A 19278-nucleotide genomic window follows, 5' to 3' on the forward strand; every position below is an offset into this window, starting at 1 on the left:
AGCCCGTACGCGTACGGACAGGTCTCAGCCCCGCACGTCCGGTCCCGCTCGTCGCTCCAGCGGGGCCGCGCCGGCGGAGTTCATCACGTTGAAGACCACGCTGCCCGCCCGGTAGCGGTCGTCCGTCCACTCGATGGCCCGGCCCGCCGCCGTGTACGTCAGGTGGCGCTGGCGCAGCAGCGGGCTGGCCCGGCGGACCCGCAGCAGCCGCGCGTCCTCGCTGCCCGCCGCGACCGCGTCGATCAGGTGCTCGCCGTAGTGCGCGACGATGTCCGCCCGCTCCGCGATGCTGTCCATGATCGAGACGCAGTCCTCCGGCAGCTCCAGGACGGCCGGCGCCACCCAGTCCGCGTACACCGTCCGCTCGACCATCACCGGCTCGCCGTCCAGGTGACGCAGGCGGAGTACGTAGAGGACGTCGGCGCCCGCCTCCGCGTCCAGGCGCTCCGCCTCCTCCTCGGTGGCCGTGCGCAGCGTGCGGGTCAGGATGCGGCTGCTGACCTCGCATCCCAGCGCCTGCGCCCACTGCGCGAAGCTGTTGAGCTGCTGGAAGCTCTGGCGGCGCTCCTGGCGCAGGACGACCCGGCGCGCTCCTTGCCGGGAGCCGATCAAGCCTTCGGACGCCAGCAGCGCCACCGCCTGGCGGACCGTGCCGCGGGAGACCTCCCAGCGGGCCGAGAGGTCGCTCTCGGACGGCAGCCGGGAGCCGAGCGGATAGGTGCCGGTGCGGATGGCGTGCCGCAGCGACTCGGCGATCTCCCGGTAGCGCGTAGCGCCCACACGTCCCCCTCGACTCTCCCTGCGCAGGATGCGCTGTGTACAGGTCCGCTCTTCGGTGACGGACCTGCCGCTCACTCTAGCGTCGTCGAGGAACGTTTCGATGCGAGGTCGTTATCTACCACAACCCCTGAATAGTGGGCTTTCCTCTTCCCGCCCTCTTGTGGCAGCAGACATGGGACGTTAACTTCCCGGACACCTGGCCCGGGCGAACTGGTGCCAGCTTGTATGAACAAGTGGCCCTCACGCTTCGCTCCTGGGAGACCTACCGTGCACAGAGCCCGACCCCGTCCCCGTATCCGCGCCAACAGCCGTGCCGTTGCCGCCCTCGCCCTCTCCACCGCCGCCCTCACCGCTCTCACCGCGTGCGGCGCCGCGCCCGAGGAGGAGGTCACGACCGGTGCGAACGGAGTGAAGTCCACCGAGGCCACCTCGGTCGCCGACTTCGGCGGGCTGGAGAAGCTGGTCGCCGCCGCCGAGAAGGAGGGCGAGCTGAACGTGATCGCGCTGCCGCCGGACTGGGCGAACTACGGCGAGATCATCAAGGCGTTCCAGGCCAAGTACAAGATCAAGATCAAGAGCGAGAACCCGGACGGCTCCAGCTCCGACGAGATAGCCGCCGTCAAGTCCCGCAAGGGCCAGAAGCGCGCGCCCGACGTCCTCGACCTCGGCATCGCCTTCGCCCGCAGCGGCGCCGCCGAGAACCTCTTCGCGCCGTACAAGGTCACCTCCTGGGACAAGATCCCCGACAGCCAGAAGGACGCCGACGGCCGCTGGTACAACGACTACGGCGGCTACGTCTCCATCGGCTGCGACGCCGCCCGCATCAAGACCTGCCCCGAGACCTTCGCCGACCTGCTGAAGCCCGAGTACAGGGGCAAGGTCGCGCTCAACGGCAACCCGACCAAGTCCGGCTCCGCGTTCGGCGGCGTGTACGCGGCGTCCCTGGCCAACAAGGGTTCGTTCGGGGACATCCAGCCCGGCATCGACTTCTTCGGCAAGCTGAAGAAGAGCGGCAACTTCATTCCCGTCGAGTCCACGCCGGCCACCGTCGAGAAGGGCGAGACGCCGATCAGCATCGACTGGGACTACCTGAACGCCGGGTACGCCGACCAGTTCAAGGGCGAGGGAGTCGACTGGAAGGTCTCCGTACCGAAGGACGGCGTCTACGCCCAGTTCTACTCGCAGGCCATCAACAAGGACGCCCCGCACCCGGCGGCCGCCCGCCTGTGGATGGAGTACCTGTACAGCGCCGAGGGCCAGAACCTCTGGCTCAAGGGATATGCCCGTCCGGTGCTGCTGCCCGCCATGACCGAGGACGGGACGGCCGACAAGACCTTCGTGGCCAAGCTTCCCGCCGTCGACGGCACGCCGGCCTTCCCCTCCTCCGAGGAGCTCGACCAGGCCAACACCACGCTCTCCGAGAACTGGGACAAGGCCGTCTCCTGATGCCCCCTTCCCACCCGACCGCCGCCCCGGGACCCGGGGCGGCCCCTGTGAAGGCCGGTGGCCGTACGCGCCGCCGCCGGCCGCCTCGCGCCTGGCTCGGCGCGCTCCCGCTGCTCGTCTTCGCCGGCCTCTGCTTCGGACTGCCCGCCGGAGCGCTGCTGTACGGGGCCATCACCCGTACCGACGCGGTCGCCGGGACCACCGAGTTCACCGGCGAACACCTCCAGCGCTCGCTCCAAGGGCCCTACCTCACCTCGCTCGCCGGCAGCGTCGAACTCTCCGCGCTCACCGCCGCCATCGCCACCGTCTTCGGCGTCCTGATCGCGCAGGCCGTCGTCACCTCCCGGCGCGGCGCGCTGCGCGGAGCCGTGCTCACCGCCTCCGGCGTGCTCGCCAACTTCGGCGGCATCCCGCTCGCCTTCGCCTTCGTCGCCACCCTCGGCATCTCCGGAGTGGTCACGCAGCTCGGCCACCTGGACGCGCTCGGCTGGAACCTCTACTCCTTCACCGGGCTCACCGTCATCTACCTCTACTTCCTCATCCCGCTCATGGTGATCGTCGTCGTCCCGGCGCTGGACGGACTGCGCCCGCAGTGGCGCGAGGCCGCCCGCAACAACGGCGCCACCGCCTGGCAGTTCTGGCGCTACGTCGGACTGCCGGTGCTGGCGCCCTCGCTGCTCGGCGGGTTCGTCCTCCTCTTCGGCAGCGCCTTCGCCGCGCACGCCACGGCAGCCGCGCTGGTCGGCGGCTCCGTCCCGCTGGTGACCCTGAAGATCGCCGACGCGCTCTCCGGAAACGTCCTGGTCGGCCAGGAGAACGTGGCCCTGGCGCTGAGCCTCGACATGATCGTGATCGCCGGACTGGTGATGGCGGTCTATCTGCCCCTCCAGCGACGGAGCTCCCGATGGCTGCACTGACGACCACCACGCTCCCCGAGGCATCCGCCCCGGTGAAGGCTCGCCGCTCGCGTCCGCGCTACTGGCGGGGAGCCGTCCTGGCCGTCGCCGGGCTGTACTTCATCACTCCGCTGCTCTCCTCGTTCGTCTTCAGCGTCCACGTGCCGAACCAGGGCCTCACCTTCGAGGCGTACAGCGGCATCCTGTCCGCCGACGGGTTCACCGAGAGCCTATTCCTCTCGCTCTCGCTCGCCGCCGCCACCATCGCGCTGGCTCTGCTGCTCGTCATCCCGGCGCTCGTCGCGGTGCGGCTCGGGCCGCCCCGGCTGCGGGCCGTCGTGGAGATCGTCTGCATGCTGCCGCTGGTGGTGCCGCCGATCGCGCTGGTCACCGGCATCGCCACCGTGCTGCGCTGGGGGCCGGACCACTTCTCGCGGACCCCGCTCTACCAGACCTTCCTGGCCGTCCAGAACGAGTCGTTCCCGGTGGTGCTGGTCCTCGCCTACACCGTGCTGGCGCTGCCGTTCGTGCACCGTTCGCTGGACGCCGGGCTGCGCGCGGTCGACGTGCCTACGCTGGTGGAGGCGGCCCGGAACTGCGGCGCGAGCCGGTTGCAGGTGATCGTGAGCGTCATCCTGCCGAACCTGCGCTCGTCGCTCGCCGGGGCCTCGTTCCTGACCCTGGCGCTGGTGCTCGGTGAGTACACGGTCGCCTCGCTGCTGGGCTTCCGGCCCTTCGCGGTGTGGATCGTCACCGTCTCCGGCGCCGAGGCCCGGATGTCGGTCGCCGTCTCACTGCTTTCTCTGCTCATCACCTGGGCCCTGCTGCTCGTCCTCTCGCGCGCCGGAACCGGTTCGTCCGCCTCCGCCACCGCGATCCCGGCCGGTCCGGTCACGGTGACCCCGGCCGCCGATGCCACCAGCGGAACCGGGCCCACCGCCTCCGCCCTGACCTCCGAAGCCGCCGTCACCGTCCCGGCCGTCGTCCCCACCTCCGTACCCGGCAAGGAGTAGCCACCCATGTCAGCCCTGCCCACCGCCGCCCCCCGTCCCGAGCCGGCCGAAGCCGTCGCGCGGGAAGGCCGGGCCGCCACCGGAGCCCGGGTGGAGTTCCGCTCCCTGCGCCGGGCGTTCGGCGCCACCGTGGCTCTCGACGGCCTCGACCTCACCGCCGAACCCGGCGAGCTCCTCGCGCTCCTCGGCCCCTCCGGCTGCGGCAAGACCACCGCGCTGCGGGTCCTCGCCGGATTCGAGCAGCCCGACTCCGGCGAGGTCCTCGTCGACGGCGAGGACATCACCCCGGTCCCCGCCAACCGGCGCGACGCCGGCATGGTCTTCCAGTCCTACAGCCTCTTCCCGCACCTCAACGCCCGCGACAACGTCGCCTTCGGCCCTCGGATGAAGGGCGTGGCCATCTCCGACCGGCACGCCTCCGCCAACGAGCTGCTCGAACTCGTCGGACTGCCCGCCCACGGCGACCGCTACCCGCACCAGATGTCCGGCGGCCAGCAGCAGCGCGTCGCCCTGGCCCGTGCGCTCGCTCTGCGGCCCCGCGTCCTCCTCCTGGACGAGCCGCTCTCGGCGCTCGATGCCAAGGTCCGGCTCACGCTGCGCGAGGAGATCCGCCGCCTCCAGCTGGCGCTCGGGATCACCACCATCTTCGTCACCCACGACCAGGAGGAGGCCCTCTCCATGGCCGACCGGGTCGCCGTCCTCAACGCCGGCCGCCTGGAGCAGTGCGCGCCTCCGGCCGAGCTGTACGAGCGACCGGCCACGCCGTTCGTCGCCGAGTTCGTCGGCACCATGAACCGGGTGCCGGGCCGGCTGACCGGTGACGGTTCGGTGGAGGTCGCCGCTGCAGTGCTCCCGGTCGACGGTGACGTTCCCGCGGGCCGAGGACGGGTCGACGTCCTCATCCGGCCCGAGAACATCGGCGTCAGCGCCGACGCGGACGGTACGGCCACGGTCGTCTCGGCCGCCTTCCTGGGCTCGGTCACCCGGGTCCTGCTCGACCTCCCGGACGGCGTCGCGGTCAAGGCCGACCTGCCGTCACGGGACGCCACGGAGCTGGCTCCCGGTGTACGAGCCCGGGTCGTCCCGGTCCGTCGGCCCGTGCTGGTCGTGCCCGTACGGGAGACGACGGCACCCGATGCCGCGCACGCCGCCGACCGGACGGACGCGTGAGCGCCCTGGCCGCCGTCCTCTTCGACATGGACGGCACGCTCGTCGACACCGAGGTCCTCTGGTGGGAGACGGCCCGCGAGGTCGCGGCCGGGCTCGGCCACCGGCTGACCGACGCCGACGCGCCGGAGGTCGTCGGCCGGGCCGTCGCCGACACCGCCGCTCATCTGATCGGCGTGACGGGAGGCGGCTCGCCAACCCTTCCCGACCGGACCGCCGACGACCGGACCGCCGACGACCGGACCGCCGATGACCGGACCGCCGATGACCGGACCGCCGCGCTGGCCCGTACCGCCGCCGAGCTGACCGAATCCTTCTTCCGCAAGGTCGACGCCGGCGCCCCACTGCGCCCCGGAGCCGCCGCGCTGCTGGCCTCACTCGAAGGCGCCGAAGTGCCGTTCGCGCTGGTCAGCGCCTCGCCGCGGAGTGTTGTGGACGCGGTGGTGGCCGGGTCGCTGGCCGGAGTGGACTTCGCCTTCACGCTGTCCGCCGACGACACCGTACGGACCAAGCCGCATCCCGATCCGTACCGCACGGCGGCCGAGCGCTTCGCCGCCGATCCCGCCGCCTGTGTGGCCGTGGAGGACTCGCCTGACGGCACCGCCTCCGCCGATGCCGCCGGGTGCGCGGTGCTGGTGGTCCCGTCGCTGCTCCCGGTGGCCCCGGGGCGGGCGCGGACGTTCGCCCGTAGCCTGGAAGAGGTGGACCTCGGGGTGCTCAGCGACTGCCTGAGGCGTCCTTGAGGCGTCCGAATCCTGAAATTCAGGGTCCGAAACCAGCGTGATTCACGCCACCCTTGATCGGAGGTGTGCTCAGATGAGCGATATGGCGGTGGCTGCACTTCTGGAAGACCTGGCACTCAGTGCCACGTGACGGTCTTCGAGAGGTGTACTCAGGTGTGGAGTAGTCCGCTCATGTGAGGGCGGAGGGTCAAGAAACGGCCATGCTGCCTTCAAGAGCTGAATGGAGAGCCGCAGCCCGCCCACCGGAGAGGTTCTTTCGATCTGCTGGCGGACGGGTGGTTGCGGCCGCATGACGACCAAGTGGACGTACCCATACACCTTCGATCTGGGTATGTTCCTGGCCGTCAGGGCAGCCACCGCGTCCTCGAGGAGTCGAGACCAGTGTCGGAAAACAAAGGTCCCCAGAAGTTCGTCTACGACTTCACCGAGGGCAACAAGGATCTGAAGGATCTTCTGGGCGGCAAGGGTGCCAACCTCGCCGAGATGACCAACCTCGGGTTGCCCGTCCCTCCGGGCTTCACGATCACCACCGAGGCGTGCAAGGTCTACCTGGAGAGCGGGCAGGCACCGAAGGCGCTGCGCGACGAGGTGAGTGCGCACCTCACCGCGCTGGAGGAGCGGATGGCCAAGAAGCTCGGCCAGGCCGACGACCCGCTGCTGGTCTCCGTCCGCTCGGGTGCCAAGTTCTCCATGCCCGGCATGATGGACACGGTCCTCAACATCGGCCTCTCCGACGCCTCGGTGGTCGGCCTCGCCACCCAGTCCGGTGACGAGCGCTTCGCCTGGGACTCCTACCGGCGCCTCATCCAGATGTTCGGCAAGACCGTGCTCGGCGTCGACGGCGACCTCTTCGAGGAGGCCCTGGAGGACGCCAAGACGGCCAAGAAGGTCACGGTCGACACCGACCTGGCCGCGGCCGACCTGAAGAAGCTGGTCAAGCAGTTCAAGAAGATCGTCCAGGACCGGGCCGGACGCGAGTTCCCGCAGGACGCGCGGGAGCAGATGGACCTGGCCATAAACGCGGTCTTCGACTCGTGGAACACCGACCGCGCCAAGCTCTACCGCCGCCAGGAGCGCATCCCCGGCGACCTCGGCACAGCGGTCAACGTCTGTTCGATGGTCTTCGGCAACCTCGGTCCCGACTCCGGTACGGGCGTGGCCTTCACCCGCGACCCGGCCAGCGGCCACCAGGGCGTCTACGGCGACTACCTCCAGAACGCGCAGGGCGAGGACGTCGTCGCCGGTATCCGCAACACGGTGCCGCTCGCCGATCTGGAGTCGATCGACAAGAAGTCGTACGACCAGCTCATGGGCATCATGGAGACGCTGGAGAACCACTACAAGGATCTCTGCGACATCGAGTTCACCATCGAGCGCGGCCAGCTCTGGATGCTCCAGACCCGGGTCGGCAAGCGCACCGCCGGTGCCGCCTTCCGGATCGCCACCCAGCTCGTGGACCAGGGCCTGATCGACGAGGCCGAGGCGCTCCAGCGCGTCAACGGCGCCCAGCTCGCGCAGCTGATGTTCCCGCGCTTCGACGACGAGGCGAAGACCGAGCTGCTCGGCCGGGGCATCGCCGCCTCGCCGGGTGCCGCCGTCGGCAAGGCCGTCTTCGACTCGTACACCGCGATCAAGTGGTCCCGCTCCGGCGAGAAGGTCATCCTGATCCGCCGCGAGACCAACCCCGACGACCTCGAAGGCATGATCGCCGCCGAGGGCATCCTGACCTCGCGCGGCGGCAAGACCTCGCACGCGGCGGTCGTGGCGCGCGGCATGGGCAAGACCTGTGTCTGCGGCGCCGAGGACCTGGAGGTCGACACCAAGCGCCGCCGGATGACGGTCGGCGGCAAGGTGATCGAGGAGGGCGACCTCGTCTCGATCGACGGCTCCACCGGCAAGGTCTACCTCGGCGAAGTACCGGTCGTACCGTCGCCGGTCGTCGAGTACTTCGAGGGCCGGATGCACGCGGGCGCCGACGACGCCGACGAGCTGGTCGCCGCCGTGCACCGGATCATGGCGTACGCGGACCGGGTGCGCCGGCTGCGGGTGCGGGCCAACGCGGACAACGCCGAGGACGCGCTGCGCGCCCGTCGCTTCGGCGCGCAGGGCATCGGGCTGTGCCGCACCGAGCACATGTTCCTCGGTGAGCGCCGCGAGATGGTCGAGAAGCTGATCCTGGCGGACACCGACGACGAGCGCGAGAGTGCCCTCGCCGCGCTCCTGCCGCTGCAGAAGGCCGACTTCATCGAGCTGTTCGAGTCGATGGACGGCCTGCCCGTCACCGTACGGCTGCTCGACCCGCCGCTGCACGAGTTCCTGCCGGACATCACCGAGCTGTCGGTGCGTGTGGCGCTCGCGGAGTCCCGAAAGGACGCCAACGAGAACGACCTGCGCCTCCTCCAGGCGGTCCACAAGCTGCACGAGCAGAACCCGATGCTGGGTCTGCGCGGCGTGCGCTTGGGCCTGGTCATCCCCGGTCTCTTCGCCATGCAGGTACGGGCCATCGCCGAGGCGGCCGCCCAGCGCAAGAACGCCAAGGGCGACCCGCGCCCCGAGATCATGATTCCGCTCGTCGGTACGGTCCAGGAGCTGGAGATCGTCCGCGAGGAGGCCGACCGGGTCATCGCGGAGGTCCAGGCGGCCACCGGCACCGACCTCAAGCTGACCATCGGCACCATGATCGAGCTGCCGCGCGCGGCGCTGACGGCGGGCCAGATCGCCGAGGCCGCGCAGTTCTTCTCGTTCGGCACCAACGACCTGACCCAGACCGTGTGGGGCTTCTCCCGTGACGACGTGGAGGCCTCGTTCTTCACCGCGTACCTGGAGAAGGGCATCTTCGGGGTCTCGCCGTTCGAGACGATCGACAAGGACGGCGTGGGCGCGCTGGTGCGCAGCGCCGTGGAGGCCGGCCGGGCCACTCGGCCGGACCTGAAGCTCGGCGTCTGCGGTGAGCACGGCGGTGACCCGGAGTCGGTGCACTTCTTCCACGAGGTGGGCCTGGACTACGTCTCCTGCTCGCCGTTCCGGATCCCGGTGGCGCGTCTGGAGGCGGGCCGGGCGGCGGCGCAGTCGCGCGGGAGCGACAGCCGCTGATGCGGTACGAGTGACCAACTCCGGGGATTTATAAGGGAATTGGGCCGGGTCCCTCACCGGCCCGTGATCCCGGCCGGATCCCCGGAACACCGAGAAGCGGCGGCACCCTGTGCGGGGGTGCCGCCGCTTCGCCTTGCCCGCGGAATATGTGGTGGGCGTCGCCAGAAGACCGCCCGTAGCGGAATACGCGCTACCGATGTGTCGTAGCACACATTGCTTCGTTTAATGCGCAAAGAAAATGCGATGGCCGCCCGGTGGAGCGGAGTGGGACCGGGGTGCGGTCCATGGATCCCCACCCATGGACCGCACCCGGCTTACCCCCGTCGGGTACGGAGCCGCACCGTCGCCCGCCGCCGCCGAACACACAAAGCCCCCCACGGCCTTCACGTGCTCATCCGGCGGGCACCGGATGCGTACCCGACGTCGTACAGCTTTTCGGGTGAAGCGGAACGGGGCGAGACGTTTCACTTCTGGCCGAAACCCCGTGGTGACCTCCTGTGACGGTCCGCATACCCTTCGGTGGGGGCAATTGCGGATGCAACAGGTGGGGGCGGTAGTGCTGCGGATCCATGTGTCCAGGCTGGACCTTTCGCGGGTGCGGATGGCCACGAGACCGGACGCGTTGTGGGAAACGATTCTCAGTTTTCACCGGCTGAGGGACCGGCGGGCTTCGACGGTGTTCGGGAAATGGCGGAGCGAAACACGGGCGCGGTTGAATGGTGAAGCGCAACTGCTGTCGGCGGTCGTCCCGCCCCGCGGCTATTTCCCGGATTTCCTGACGCCCTCGCAGGAAGGCGCCGAGCCTTTCGGGCTCGACGTGGGAATGGAGGCATTGCGCGACACGCCCGCCGACCGCATCCGCCGCGAGCTGGACCTGATGGCCGCCGGCCGGCGGCGACAGCGCGGCGGCCGGGGACCCGAGGGCCCGGACGCCGGCGCCGGCCGGGTCACCGCCGCGCTGCCGGCCGCGCTCTCCGAGGGCCGCGCCGAGCCGCTGGCCCGGCTCATCGGCGCCCTGCGCAGCTACCACGACGCCGCCGTCGAGCCGTACTGGCCGCACATCCGGGCGAGCATCGAGGCCGACCGGGCCGTGCGGGGCCGCGCGCTCCTGGACGGCGGTGCCGACGGGCTGCTGACCACGCTGCCGCCGATGATCCGGTGGCGGGCGCCGGTGCTGGAGGCGGACTACCCGGTCGACCGCGACCTGTATCTCGACGGGCGCGGGCTGCTGCTCCAGCCCTCGTTCTTCTGCCGCGGCACGCCGGTCGTCTACCGCGACCCGTCGCTCCCGCCCGTCCTCGTCTACCCGGTCACCCACACCGGCGCTCCGGAGTTCGCCGAGCCCGGACCGTGGCTCGGCCGCCTCGTCGGCCACACCCGCTCCGCCGTCCTGCAGTCCATAGGCAACGGCTGCACGACCAGCGAACTGGCCCGCCGCGCCGGAGTCTCGCTCGCCTCCGCCAGCCAGCACGCCTCCGTCCTGCGCGAGGCGGGCCTGGTCCTCACCCTGCGCCACGGCAGCTCGGTGCTCCACACGCTGACGCCGCTGGGCGGCTCGCTGCTCCGGGGCGGGGCGCCGCTGGCGCTGTCCTGACCGTGGACAAGGCGGCTCTCCGGAACCCGTGAAAGTTCGTTCGCCGTACGCCGATGAGTTCCGGGCGGCGCCTGCGTCTACCTCTTCGAAAGCGCCGGACGGGCCACCGCGGCGCATGACGGGACTGAGAAAGAGGCAACGACCATGGCTCGGATGATCTTCGTGAACCTGCCGGTGAAGGACGTGGAGACCACGAAGGGTTTCTTCGGGAAGCTCGGCTTCTCGACCAACCCCGCCTTCAGCGACGAGAAGACCGCGTGTCTGGTGATCAGCGACACGATCTTCGCCATGCTGATGACCGAGGAGCGCTTCAGGGACTTCACCAAGAAGGATGTGGCCGACGCCGCGAGGACGACCGAGGTCATCCTCGCCCTGAGCGCGGACAGCCGCGAGGAGGTCGACCGGCTCGCCGACGCCGCGCTGGCGTCCGGCGGTTCGCCGGCGGGCGAGACGCAGGAGCTGGGCTTCATGTACGGCCGCTCGTTCCAGGACCCCGACGGCCACATCTGGGAGGTCATCTGGATGGACGAGGCCGCCGCCCAGGGCGGGGCCTGAGCCACCGGCCGGGCCTGAGAGCCACCGGGTGTGCGCCGGAGCCACGGGGGAGCTCCGGCGCACACCGCCGCGTCAGCTGCGGAACGGGCCCGTCACCTCGTACGTGATGCCGCCGGACGAGCTGCCGCTGGTGCCGCGCTGCGAGGAGAAGTACAGCCGCCTGCCGTCCGGCGAGAACGCCGGGCCGGTGATCTCCGAGGAGGACTGGCCGGTGATCCGCAGGAACGGCGCCACCGTGTCGTTCGGCGTGATCAGGCAGATCTCCATGTTTCCGCCGTCCTCCGCCACGTACAGATCGCCGGAGCCGGCGCGGGTGACGTTGTCGACACCGGTGAGCGGGGCCGCGCCGCCCGTCACCAGCGAGTCGTCGTACGTCAGCGAGATCGACGAGGTGTTCGCGTCGTACGCCCACACCCGGTTGTCGCCCTTGGTGGTGAACCAGCAGGTGCCCGCCGCGTAGAAGCAGCCCTCGCCGCCGTTGAAGACCTTGGCGCCGGAGACCTGGTGGCGGGTCTGGGTCGAGGAGGCCGCCGGGTCCGGAACGTCGGCCCAGGTCACCGGCCCGAAGGTGCCCGTACCCGCCACCAGCACCTGGAGCGTGCCGCTCGAGAGGTTGCCCCAGGTGGCGGGCCGGAAGCGGTAGAAGCGGCCGTCGCTCTCGTCCTCGGTGAGGTAGATGTACCCGTGGTCGGGGTCGGCGGCCGCCGCCTCGTGCTTGAACCGGCCGAGCGCGGGCCGCCGCACGGCCGCGTTCACGCCCCACGGGTCGGTCTCGTAGACGTAGCCACGGGTGACCTCCTCGCAGGAGAGCCAGGTCTTCCACGGGGTCGCGCCGCCCGCGCAGTTGATGTTCGTCCCCGACAGGATCCGGTACGCGGACGTCACCGTTCCCGAGGAGTTGAACCGCACCGCGCTGGCCCCGCCACCGCTGCCGGACGACACCTCGGCGTTGGACACGTAGATCCAGCCCGATCCGTCGGCGTAGGTCGCACCGCCGTCGGGCGCGCTGTGCCACCGGTAGGAGGTGTTCGCCACGGTCTGGCCCGACCGGGCGATGATGCGGCTGGTGAAGCCGCTCGGCAGCTGGATGCCGTTGCCGTTGGCCGCCTGCAGCGCGCCGTACGGGCCGGGGGCCGGCTGGGCGGGTGCGGCGGAGGCGGCACCGCGCCACAGGGTGCCGCCGAAGGCCGCCGCCGAGCTGCCGACCACCGCCGTACGCAAGAAGGTCCGACGTTCCACGATTCACTCCACGGATGAGTGAGGGCCCGCCGCTCCGGACGGACCGGCGGGTCGCGCGTCAGGACTGTAGGAGTACGTAGTTGACGCACCGTCAACACAGGGTGAACGGCAGAGGGCCGGAGCCGGGCCGGGCGGTCACTCCAGCCGCACCGCGTACACCGGCACCGAGACCTCCTCGTCGTCCAGGCACCGGCCGGTCTCCAGGTCGAAGCGCTGCTTCAGCAGCGGCGAGGCCACGAACGGCCGCCCGCCCGCCGAGCCGAGCAGCCCGCGCGAGAGGACGTACGCGCCGGAGAACGGGTCCCGGTTGGAGATCGCCCGTACCACTCCCGACCGGTCCAGGAACAGCGCCGCCTGCTCGCCGTCCGGCAGCAGCACCGCGACACCGCGGCCCGGGCTCAGCAGCTCCAGGTCGCAGACGGTGAGCCAGCCGTCGGCGTGCGCGACCCGGACGACGGTCGCCGTGGTGCTCGGCGTGGTGGTGGTCATCAGGACGGGGTCCCTTCGAGGGTGCGGACGGCGAGGACGGGACCCGCGAGCAGCTCCAGATCGGGTTTGATCTGGTCCCGCTCCGGGACGAACTTCACCGAGGGGTCGGGTGCGTCGGGCGCGTTGACGAAGCTCACGAACCGCCGCAGCCGCTCCGGGTCGTCGATGGTCGCGGCCCACTCGTCGCGGTAGCCGGCCACGTGGTCGGCCATCAGCCTCTCCAACTCCTCGCAGAGCCCCAGCGAGTCGTGGACGACGACATCCCGTACGTGCTCCAGGCCGCCGTCGATCCGCTCCAGCCAGGCCGAGGTGCGCTCCAGACGGTCCGCCGTACGGATGTAGAACATCAGGAACCGGTCGATGAGGCGCACCAGTTCGGCGTCCGAGAGGTCCTGCGCCAGCAGATCGGCGTGGCGCGGCGTGGCTCCGCCGTTGCCGCCGACGTAGAGGTTCCAGCCGCCGGCCGTGGCGATGATCCCGAAGTCCTTGCCGCGCGCCTCCGCGCACTCGCGGGCGCAGCCGGAGACCGCCGACTTCAGCTTGTGCGGCGAGCGCAGGCCCCGGTAGCGCAGCTCCAGGTCGATCGCCATCCGCACCGAGTCCTGGACGCCGTAGCGGCACCAGGTCTGCCCGACACAGGACTTGACCGTGCGCAGCGACTTTCCGTACGCGTGCCCGGACTCGAAGCCCGCGTCGACCAAACGGGTCCAGATGAGCGGCAGTTGCTCGACCCGGGCGCCGAAGAGGTCGATGCGCTGGCCGCCGGTGATCTTCGTGTAGAGGCCGAAGTCGCGGGCGACCTCGCCGATCACAATGAGTTTCTCCGGAGTGATCTCGCCGCCGGGGATGCGCGGGACGACCGAATAGGAGCCGTTGCGCTGGAGGTTGGCGAGGAAGTGGTCGTTGGTGTCCTGGATCGCCGCCTGCTCTCCGTCCAGGACGTAACCGCTGGCGCCGACGGTCGGCGCGAGCGAGGCGATGACCGAGCCGACCGTCGGCTTGCAGACCTCGCAGCCTTCGCCGCCGCGCGCCTCCTCGCGGCCGTGCGAGTCGAGGAGCGCGGTGAACGAGGTGATCTCCAGCGTGCGGACGATCTCGTACAACTCGCTGCGGCTGTACGCGAAGCAGCCGCACAGCCCGGTGTCCTGGCTCTGCGGCAGCAGTTGTCCGATCACCTTGACGCAGCTGCCGCAGCCGGTCCCGGCCCGGGTGCACTTCTTCACCTCGGGCAGCGTGGTGTGCTCGCAGATCGCGCCCTTGGTCACGTTGTGGCAGGAGCAGATGACGGCGTCGTCCGGCAGCGCGGACGGGCCGAGCGTCACCGGCCCGCCCGCTCCGGCCGGCAGCACCAGCTGCTCCGGCGCGACCGGCAGGACGGTCCCGGTCATCGGCCGCAGAGTGCCGTAGTCGGCGGCGTCCCCGACCAGCACTCCGCCCAATAGCGTGCCGTCCGCGCCGATGACCAGCTTCTTGTAGACGCCGGAGCGGGAGTCGGCGTACACCACGTCCAGCGAGCCCTCCGCGCTCCCGTGCGCGTCGCCGAACGAGGCCACGTCCACGCCGAGCAGCTTCAGCTTGGTCGACATGTCGGCACCGGTGAACCCGGCCTGTCCGCCGCCGAGCACCTCGGCCACGGTCTCCGCCATCTCGTAGCCCGGCGCCACCAGACCGTAGACCCGGCCGTCCGACGCGAGCGCGCACTCGCCGATCGCGAACACGGCCGGATCGGACGTACGGCACTCCTCGTCCACCACGATCCCGCCACGCTCGCCGACCGCGAGCCCGCAGTCGCGCGCCAGCTGGTCACGCGGCCGCACACCGGCGGAGAACACCACCAGATCCGTGGCCAGCGAGGACCCGTCCGAGAGCGCCATCCCGGTCACGGCTCCGTCCGCGCCCACGGTGACCGCCTGCGTACCGACGCCGGTGTGGACGGTCAGCCCCATGTTCTCGATCGTCCGCAGCAGCGCCGCGCCGCCGCCCTCGTCCACCTGGACCGGCATCAGCCGCGGCGCGAACTCCACCACATGGGTACGCAGCCCGAGCCCCTTGAGCGCACCGGCCGCCTCCAGACCGAGCAGCCCGCCGCCGACCACCGCACCGGTCCCGGCGCCTTTCGCGTACTCCTCGATCGCGAGCAGATCCTCGATCGTCCGGTACACGAAACAGCCCCGCGCGTCCTTCCCCGGCACCGGCGGGACGAAGGGATACGAGCCCGTCGCCAGCACCAGCGTGTCGTACGCGAACACCGCACCGGAGCGCGCGGTCACCGTCCCGGCCGTACGGTCGACGCTCGCGGCCGGGTCGCCGACGTACAGCTCGAAGCCGTGCTTCGCCATGAACTCCGGCTCCACGAGCGAGAGTTCCCCGGGAGAGCGGCCGGCGAAGTACGAGGTGAGCCGGACCCGGTCGTAGGCGGGCCGGGGCTCCTCGCAGAGCACGACGACCCGGGCCCGCCCGGCGGCCGGCGTCAGCCCGCGCGCGGCCAGCGACTCCAGGAACCGCTGGCCGACCATGCCGTGCCCGACGAGGACGACGGTCGGGGTGTTCGGGATGGTGGTGTCCGGCATCTCAGTGGCCTCCGTCGTCGGTGAGCAGGTGGAGCAGGGACATGGCGGGCGGCAGCGGTTCGTCGTCCTGCCAGGTACGGGCGAGTCCGGCGACCGCGCCGAGGTCGCCCAGCAGCACTCCGCCGGCGAGCCGCCCGTCCCGGACGACGACCGAGCGGTACGCGCCCCGGGTGCCGTCGGCCAGCCGGACGACGTCATCGCCGGGCAGCGGACGGGCCTCACCGAAGGCGGCGAGGTCGAGACCGTCGAGGGAGCCGGAGCTTTCGGGGCCCACCGGGCCTCCGGTTCTCCCCGAGCGCAGCGACAGCCGGGTCAGGGCCCGGGTGCCTTCGTAGCGGGCGGGCCGTCCGGCCAGCACCTCGGCCAGCACGTCGGCCTGTTCCAGCGCGGGTCCGGCCAGCCCGTAGAGCGTGGCGCGGTGCTCGGCGCAGTCGCCGAGAGCGTGGATGTACGGGTCCGAGGTGCGCAGTTCGTCGTCGACCACGATCCCCTTGCGGACCTCCAGACCGGCGGCCAGGGCGAGGCCGGTCCGTGGCCGCACTCCGCAGGCCAGCACGGTGAGGTCGGCTGCGAGCTCGTAGCCGTCGGCGAGCTGGACGGCCCGTACGGCTGTCGGCTCGGTGGCGCAGCGCAGCCCTCGCACCCGGCACTCGGTGTGCACCTCCACGCCGAGCGCTTCGAGGTGGCCGCGCAGCAAGGCGGCCGCCTCCGGGTCGAGCTGGCGCTCCATGAGGTGCTCGCCCTGCTGCGCCAGCACCACCTGCGCGCCGCACTCCACGAGCGCCCGGGCGGCCGACACTCCGAGGAGCCCGCCGCCGATGACGACCGCGCGCACTCCGGGACGTACGGCAGCGCGCAGCGCCAAGGCGTCGTCGAGGGTCCGGAAGGGATGCACGCCGTCCGGCAGAGTGGCGCCGAGCCCGCGCAGCGGCGGGAGCACCGGGTTGGAGCCGGTGGCCAGGACCAGGCGCCCGTAGCGCAGGACGCTGCCGTCGTCGCAGTGGACCAGCCGGTCGGCCCGGTCGATCCGGACCGCCCGCACTCCGCGCCGTACCTCGGTGGCCGGCAGCGCGATGACGTCCGGCTCGTACCGTCCGGCCAGCACATCGGCCAGCAGCACCCGGTTGTACGGGGCGTGCCGCTCCTCGCCGACGACGGTGACGCCGGGGACCCGCGCGGCGAGCCGGGCGCCGGCCATTCCGGCGCCGATCACCACGACGGGCGCGGCACTCTCCGTCTTCTTCCTCATGGGCAGGAGCATGCGCGGCGGGTGTTACCCAGCCGCATCCCGCCGGTTTCCCGGGCGGAACCGTGCGCTCAGCGCCGGCAGGCGGCCCCTGTGAGTTCCGGCGCCGAGGGCCCCTTTAGTGTCAAGTCCATGCCCGACATCACCCTCACCACCCTGATCCTCCTCTGCCTGGCCGCGGCCGCCGCGGGCTGGATCGACGCGGTGGTGGGCGGCGGCGGGCTGCTCCTCCTGCCGGCGCTGCTGCTCGGCCTGCCGAACGTCCCGGCCGCCCATGTCCTCGGCACCAACAAGGCCGTCGCGATCGTCGGCACCTCGGGCGCCGCGATCACGTACGTCCGCAGAGCACCGGTGCAGGTGGGGCTGGCGGTACGGGTGGGGCTGATGGCGCTCGCCGGGTCGATGGCCGGCGCGTTCTTCGCCGCCGGGATCAGCAGCGAGGTGCTGCGCCCGGTGATCATGGTGGCGCTGCTCGGGGTCGCCGCCTTCGTCCTGCTGCGTCCGTCGTTCGGCACGGCGGCGGCGGGCGACACCGACGCGCGGCCGGTCACCCGGTCCCGGATCGTCACCGCGATCGTGCTGGTCGGCGGCGGGATCGGCTTTTACGACGGCCTCTTCGGCCCGGGCACCGGCACCTTCCTGGTGCTCGCGCTCACCGCCGTACTCCACCTGGACCTGGTGACGGCCTCCGCCACCGCCAAGATCGTCAATGTGTGCACGAACGCGGGAGCGCTGGCGATGTTCGCGTACCAGGGCACGGTCCTGTGGCAGCTGGCCGCGCTGATGGCCCTCTTCAACCTGGCGGGCGCGATGGCCGGGGCGCGGATGGCGCTGAGCCGGGGGAGCGGTTTCGTCCGGGCGGTGCTGCTGACGGTGGTGTTGTCGCTGGTGGCGAAGCTGGGCTACGACCAGTGGACGGTGTAGGGACGTGTACGGCTATGTGTCGCGTTCACCGCACGTCTACGTGGACCGGGCTCACCGCACGTCGGTGAGATGGGCGTAGGCCACCACATTGCCCTGGTAGCCGGTCTCCTTGGAGAAGCCGCCGCCGCAGGTGATCAGCCGCAGCGAGGCGTGCGGGGAGTCGCCGTAGACGCGCTGGTCGGGAAAGTCCTTGTTGTCGTACACCTCGATGGCGTCGATCGAGAAGACCGCGGTGCGTCCGTCCTCGCGGACGACCTCGACGCGGGTGCCTTTGGTGAGGGCGCCGAGGGCGTAGAAGACGGAGGGCCCGGCGGCGTTGTCGACATGCCCGGCGACGATGGCGGTGCCCTGCGCGCCGGGCGGGACGCCGTCGGCGTACCAGCCCGCGAGGTTGCGGTCCTCGTCCGGCGGCACGTCCAGGCTGCCGTCGGCGCCGAGCCCGAGCCGCATCATGGGCGCGTCGACGTCGATGCTCGGGATGCGGATGCGGACCGGGTCGGAGGGGCGCAGCGGCTCGGCGACCGGGGAGCCGGGCTGGAGCTGGGGCCCGGCGGCGAAGGCCTGGGCGCTGGAGGGCTGCGGCGGGATCAGCTGGTCGCCGGAGCCGTTCTGGACGAGCCAGATACCGCACAGCACGGCGATGCCCACCAGCCAGCCGCGGGCTTTCTGCGCGCTCTGGGACACGTTCGCCGTCCTCGTCAGCCGTTGTTCCGGTGGGTCTCGGGAGCCTGGCGGGTCTCGGGTCGGAGGTGGTGGACCGGGGCGGGCCGGACGCGCTCGGGGACGCGTCCGGCCGGTCGGTGCGGGGGAGCGGTGCGGCTCTCCCACGTGTGGTGGGCCTGGGGCCGGGCGCTGGGGCCCCGGGGCCTTGCGGCCCTCGCCTCAGCTGCCGTCGGTGGGCTCGGTCCGGCGGCGCAGCAGCCACAGACCGCCGACGGCCGCCATGCCGACCACGCCGACGCCGAGGGCGACCTGCGTGGAGTTCGGCTCGACGCTGCCGCCGACCCCGGTCCGTACATGGCCGGACGGGCGGTCGTGGTCGGGCCTGTCGTGCTTGCCGCCGCCGATCACCTTGAGGTCGCCGACGGCGTCCTTGCCGTTGTCGCAGGAGACGACGATCTCGTAGACGCCGGGCCGGGTGTCGTGCGGCACGGTGAACTGGCCGACGAGCACCTCCTTGTGCGTCCCGTGGCGGACCTCGAAGTCCCCGGCGTCCAGCGAGTTGGCGTCACCGATGCCGGAGCCCTTGGGGCCGCAGGCGGTGGTGTTCACGGTGACCTTGGCGCCGGTCGGAGCGGTGGCGGGGGTGATCTCCAGCCGGCCGAAGTCGTCGCCTGCGTACGCGGACGGGGCGGCGGTGAGACCGAGCGCTATGACGGTGGCCGCGGCGGTGGCGGTGCCGGTCATGAGGCGGGCAGGACTGCGCATGGGGATTCCTCCGGGCAGACGGCGCGAGCGGTTGTGTCCTGTCCCCGACCTAACGGGCGCTCCGCAGCGCATGCCTTCTGACGCCAGGTCAGCTT

Annotated in this window: 16 protein-coding genes; 9 read left to right on the forward strand and 7 right to left on the reverse strand. The window is 71.4% G+C overall.

Translation table 11 applies throughout. From position 1 onward, the window contains the following. Positions 1 to 24 precede the first annotated feature (24 nt). Positions 25 to 780 carry a GntR family transcriptional regulator gene (locus ABZ267_RS13375; protein ID WP_356750426.1) on the reverse strand — a complete coding sequence of 252 codons (756 nt, stop codon included), beginning with the start codon at positions 778 to 780 and terminating at the stop codon, positions 25 to 27. Positions 781 to 1047: 267 nt separating this feature from the next. On the opposite strand from ABZ267_RS13375, the gene ABZ267_RS13380 reads away from it, so the two are divergent. The 8 genes from ABZ267_RS13380 to ABZ267_RS13415 all read left to right on the forward strand — a co-directional run bounded on the left by ABZ267_RS13380 (position 1048) and on the right by ABZ267_RS13415 (position 11287). After that, positions 1048 to 2226, forward strand: coding sequence for an extracellular solute-binding protein (locus ABZ267_RS13380; RefSeq protein WP_356750428.1), 1179 nt, complete (start codon positions 1048 to 1050; stop codon positions 2224 to 2226). Continuing rightward, the gene (locus tag ABZ267_RS13385; RefSeq protein WP_356750430.1) at positions 2226 to 3143 is read left to right on the forward strand and encodes an ABC transporter permease subunit; all 918 of its coding nucleotides are present in this window, start codon (positions 2226 to 2228) and stop codon (positions 3141 to 3143) included. The genes ABZ267_RS13380 and ABZ267_RS13385 overlap by 1 nt, the downstream gene beginning before the upstream one ends. Next, entirely contained in the window at positions 3131 to 4135 is a 1005-nt protein-coding gene (locus tag ABZ267_RS13390; protein WP_356750432.1) for an ABC transporter permease subunit, read from the forward strand. The genes ABZ267_RS13385 and ABZ267_RS13390 overlap by 13 nt, the downstream gene beginning before the upstream one ends. A gap of 6 nt (positions 4136 to 4141) precedes the next feature. Beyond that, positions 4142 to 5305, forward strand: coding sequence for an ABC transporter ATP-binding protein (locus ABZ267_RS13395; protein WP_356750434.1), 1164 nt, complete (start codon positions 4142 to 4144; stop codon positions 5303 to 5305). A gap of 26 nt (positions 5306 to 5331) precedes the next feature. Further along, positions 5332 to 6045, forward strand: coding sequence for an HAD family phosphatase (locus ABZ267_RS13400; RefSeq protein WP_356750454.1), 714 nt, complete (start codon positions 5332 to 5334; stop codon positions 6043 to 6045). Positions 6046 to 6426: 381 nt separating this feature from the next. Next, complete coding sequence (gene ppdK / locus ABZ267_RS13405) at positions 6427 to 9138, forward strand: pyruvate, phosphate dikinase (protein ID WP_356750435.1); 2712 nt, start codon at positions 6427 to 6429, stop codon at positions 9136 to 9138. Between the two features lie 556 nt (positions 9139 to 9694). Continuing rightward, positions 9695 to 10732, forward strand: a complete 1038-nt coding sequence (locus tag ABZ267_RS13410; protein ID WP_356752366.1) for a winged helix-turn-helix domain-containing protein — start codon at positions 9695 to 9697, stop codon at positions 10730 to 10732. Positions 10733 to 10876: 144 nt separating this feature from the next. Then, positions 10877 to 11287, forward strand: coding sequence for a VOC family protein (locus ABZ267_RS13415; protein ID WP_356752111.1), 411 nt, complete (start codon positions 10877 to 10879; stop codon positions 11285 to 11287). A gap of 72 nt (positions 11288 to 11359) precedes the next feature. Here ABZ267_RS13415 and ABZ267_RS13420 read toward each other — a convergent pair whose 3' ends face one another. The 4 genes from ABZ267_RS13420 to ABZ267_RS13435 all read right to left on the reverse strand — a co-directional run bounded on the left by ABZ267_RS13420 (position 11360) and on the right by ABZ267_RS13435 (position 16834). Continuing rightward, positions 11360 to 12526 carry an alkaline phosphatase PhoX gene (locus ABZ267_RS13420; RefSeq protein ID WP_356752113.1) on the reverse strand — a complete coding sequence of 389 codons (1167 nt, stop codon included), beginning with the start codon at positions 12524 to 12526 and terminating at the stop codon, positions 11360 to 11362. A gap of 135 nt (positions 12527 to 12661) precedes the next feature. Continuing rightward, positions 12662 to 13015, reverse strand: a complete 354-nt coding sequence (gene nirD, locus ABZ267_RS13425) for a nitrite reductase small subunit NirD (protein WP_356752115.1) — start codon at positions 13013 to 13015, stop codon at positions 12662 to 12664. After that, positions 13015 to 15585, reverse strand: coding sequence for a nitrite reductase large subunit NirB (nirB, locus tag ABZ267_RS13430; RefSeq protein WP_356752117.1), 2571 nt, complete (start codon positions 15583 to 15585; stop codon positions 13015 to 13017). Before nirB ends, nirD begins: the two co-directional genes overlap by 1 nt. A 1-nt stretch (position 15586) precedes the next feature. Next, positions 15587 to 16834, reverse strand: a complete 1248-nt coding sequence (locus ABZ267_RS13435) for an FAD-dependent oxidoreductase (RefSeq protein WP_356752119.1) — start codon at positions 16832 to 16834, stop codon at positions 15587 to 15589. Positions 16835 to 16963: 129 nt separating this feature from the next. Here ABZ267_RS13435 and ABZ267_RS13440 point away from each other — a divergent pair, with 129 nt between their 5' ends. Beyond that, positions 16964 to 17755, forward strand: coding sequence for a TSUP family transporter (locus ABZ267_RS13440; RefSeq protein WP_356752121.1), 792 nt, complete (start codon positions 16964 to 16966; stop codon positions 17753 to 17755). A gap of 51 nt (positions 17756 to 17806) precedes the next feature. Here the strand turns inward: ABZ267_RS13440 and ABZ267_RS13445 are convergent, their stop codons facing one another. Together ABZ267_RS13445 and ABZ267_RS13450 are read right to left on the reverse strand one after the other, a co-directional pair. Then, positions 17807 to 18439 carry a class F sortase gene (locus ABZ267_RS13445; RefSeq protein ID WP_356752123.1) on the reverse strand — a complete coding sequence of 211 codons (633 nt, stop codon included), beginning with the start codon at positions 18437 to 18439 and terminating at the stop codon, positions 17807 to 17809. A 198-nt stretch (positions 18440 to 18637) separates the two neighbouring features. Further along, on the reverse strand, positions 18638 to 19183 hold the full coding sequence (locus ABZ267_RS13450; RefSeq protein ID WP_356752125.1) for a hypothetical protein: 546 nt from the start codon (positions 19181 to 19183) through the stop codon (positions 18638 to 18640). Positions 19184 to 19278: the final 95 nt, after the last annotated feature.

The organism is Streptomyces sp. NPDC006174, assembly GCF_040614075.1.
Lineage (GTDB): Bacteria > Actinomycetota > Actinomycetes > Streptomycetales > Streptomycetaceae > Streptomyces.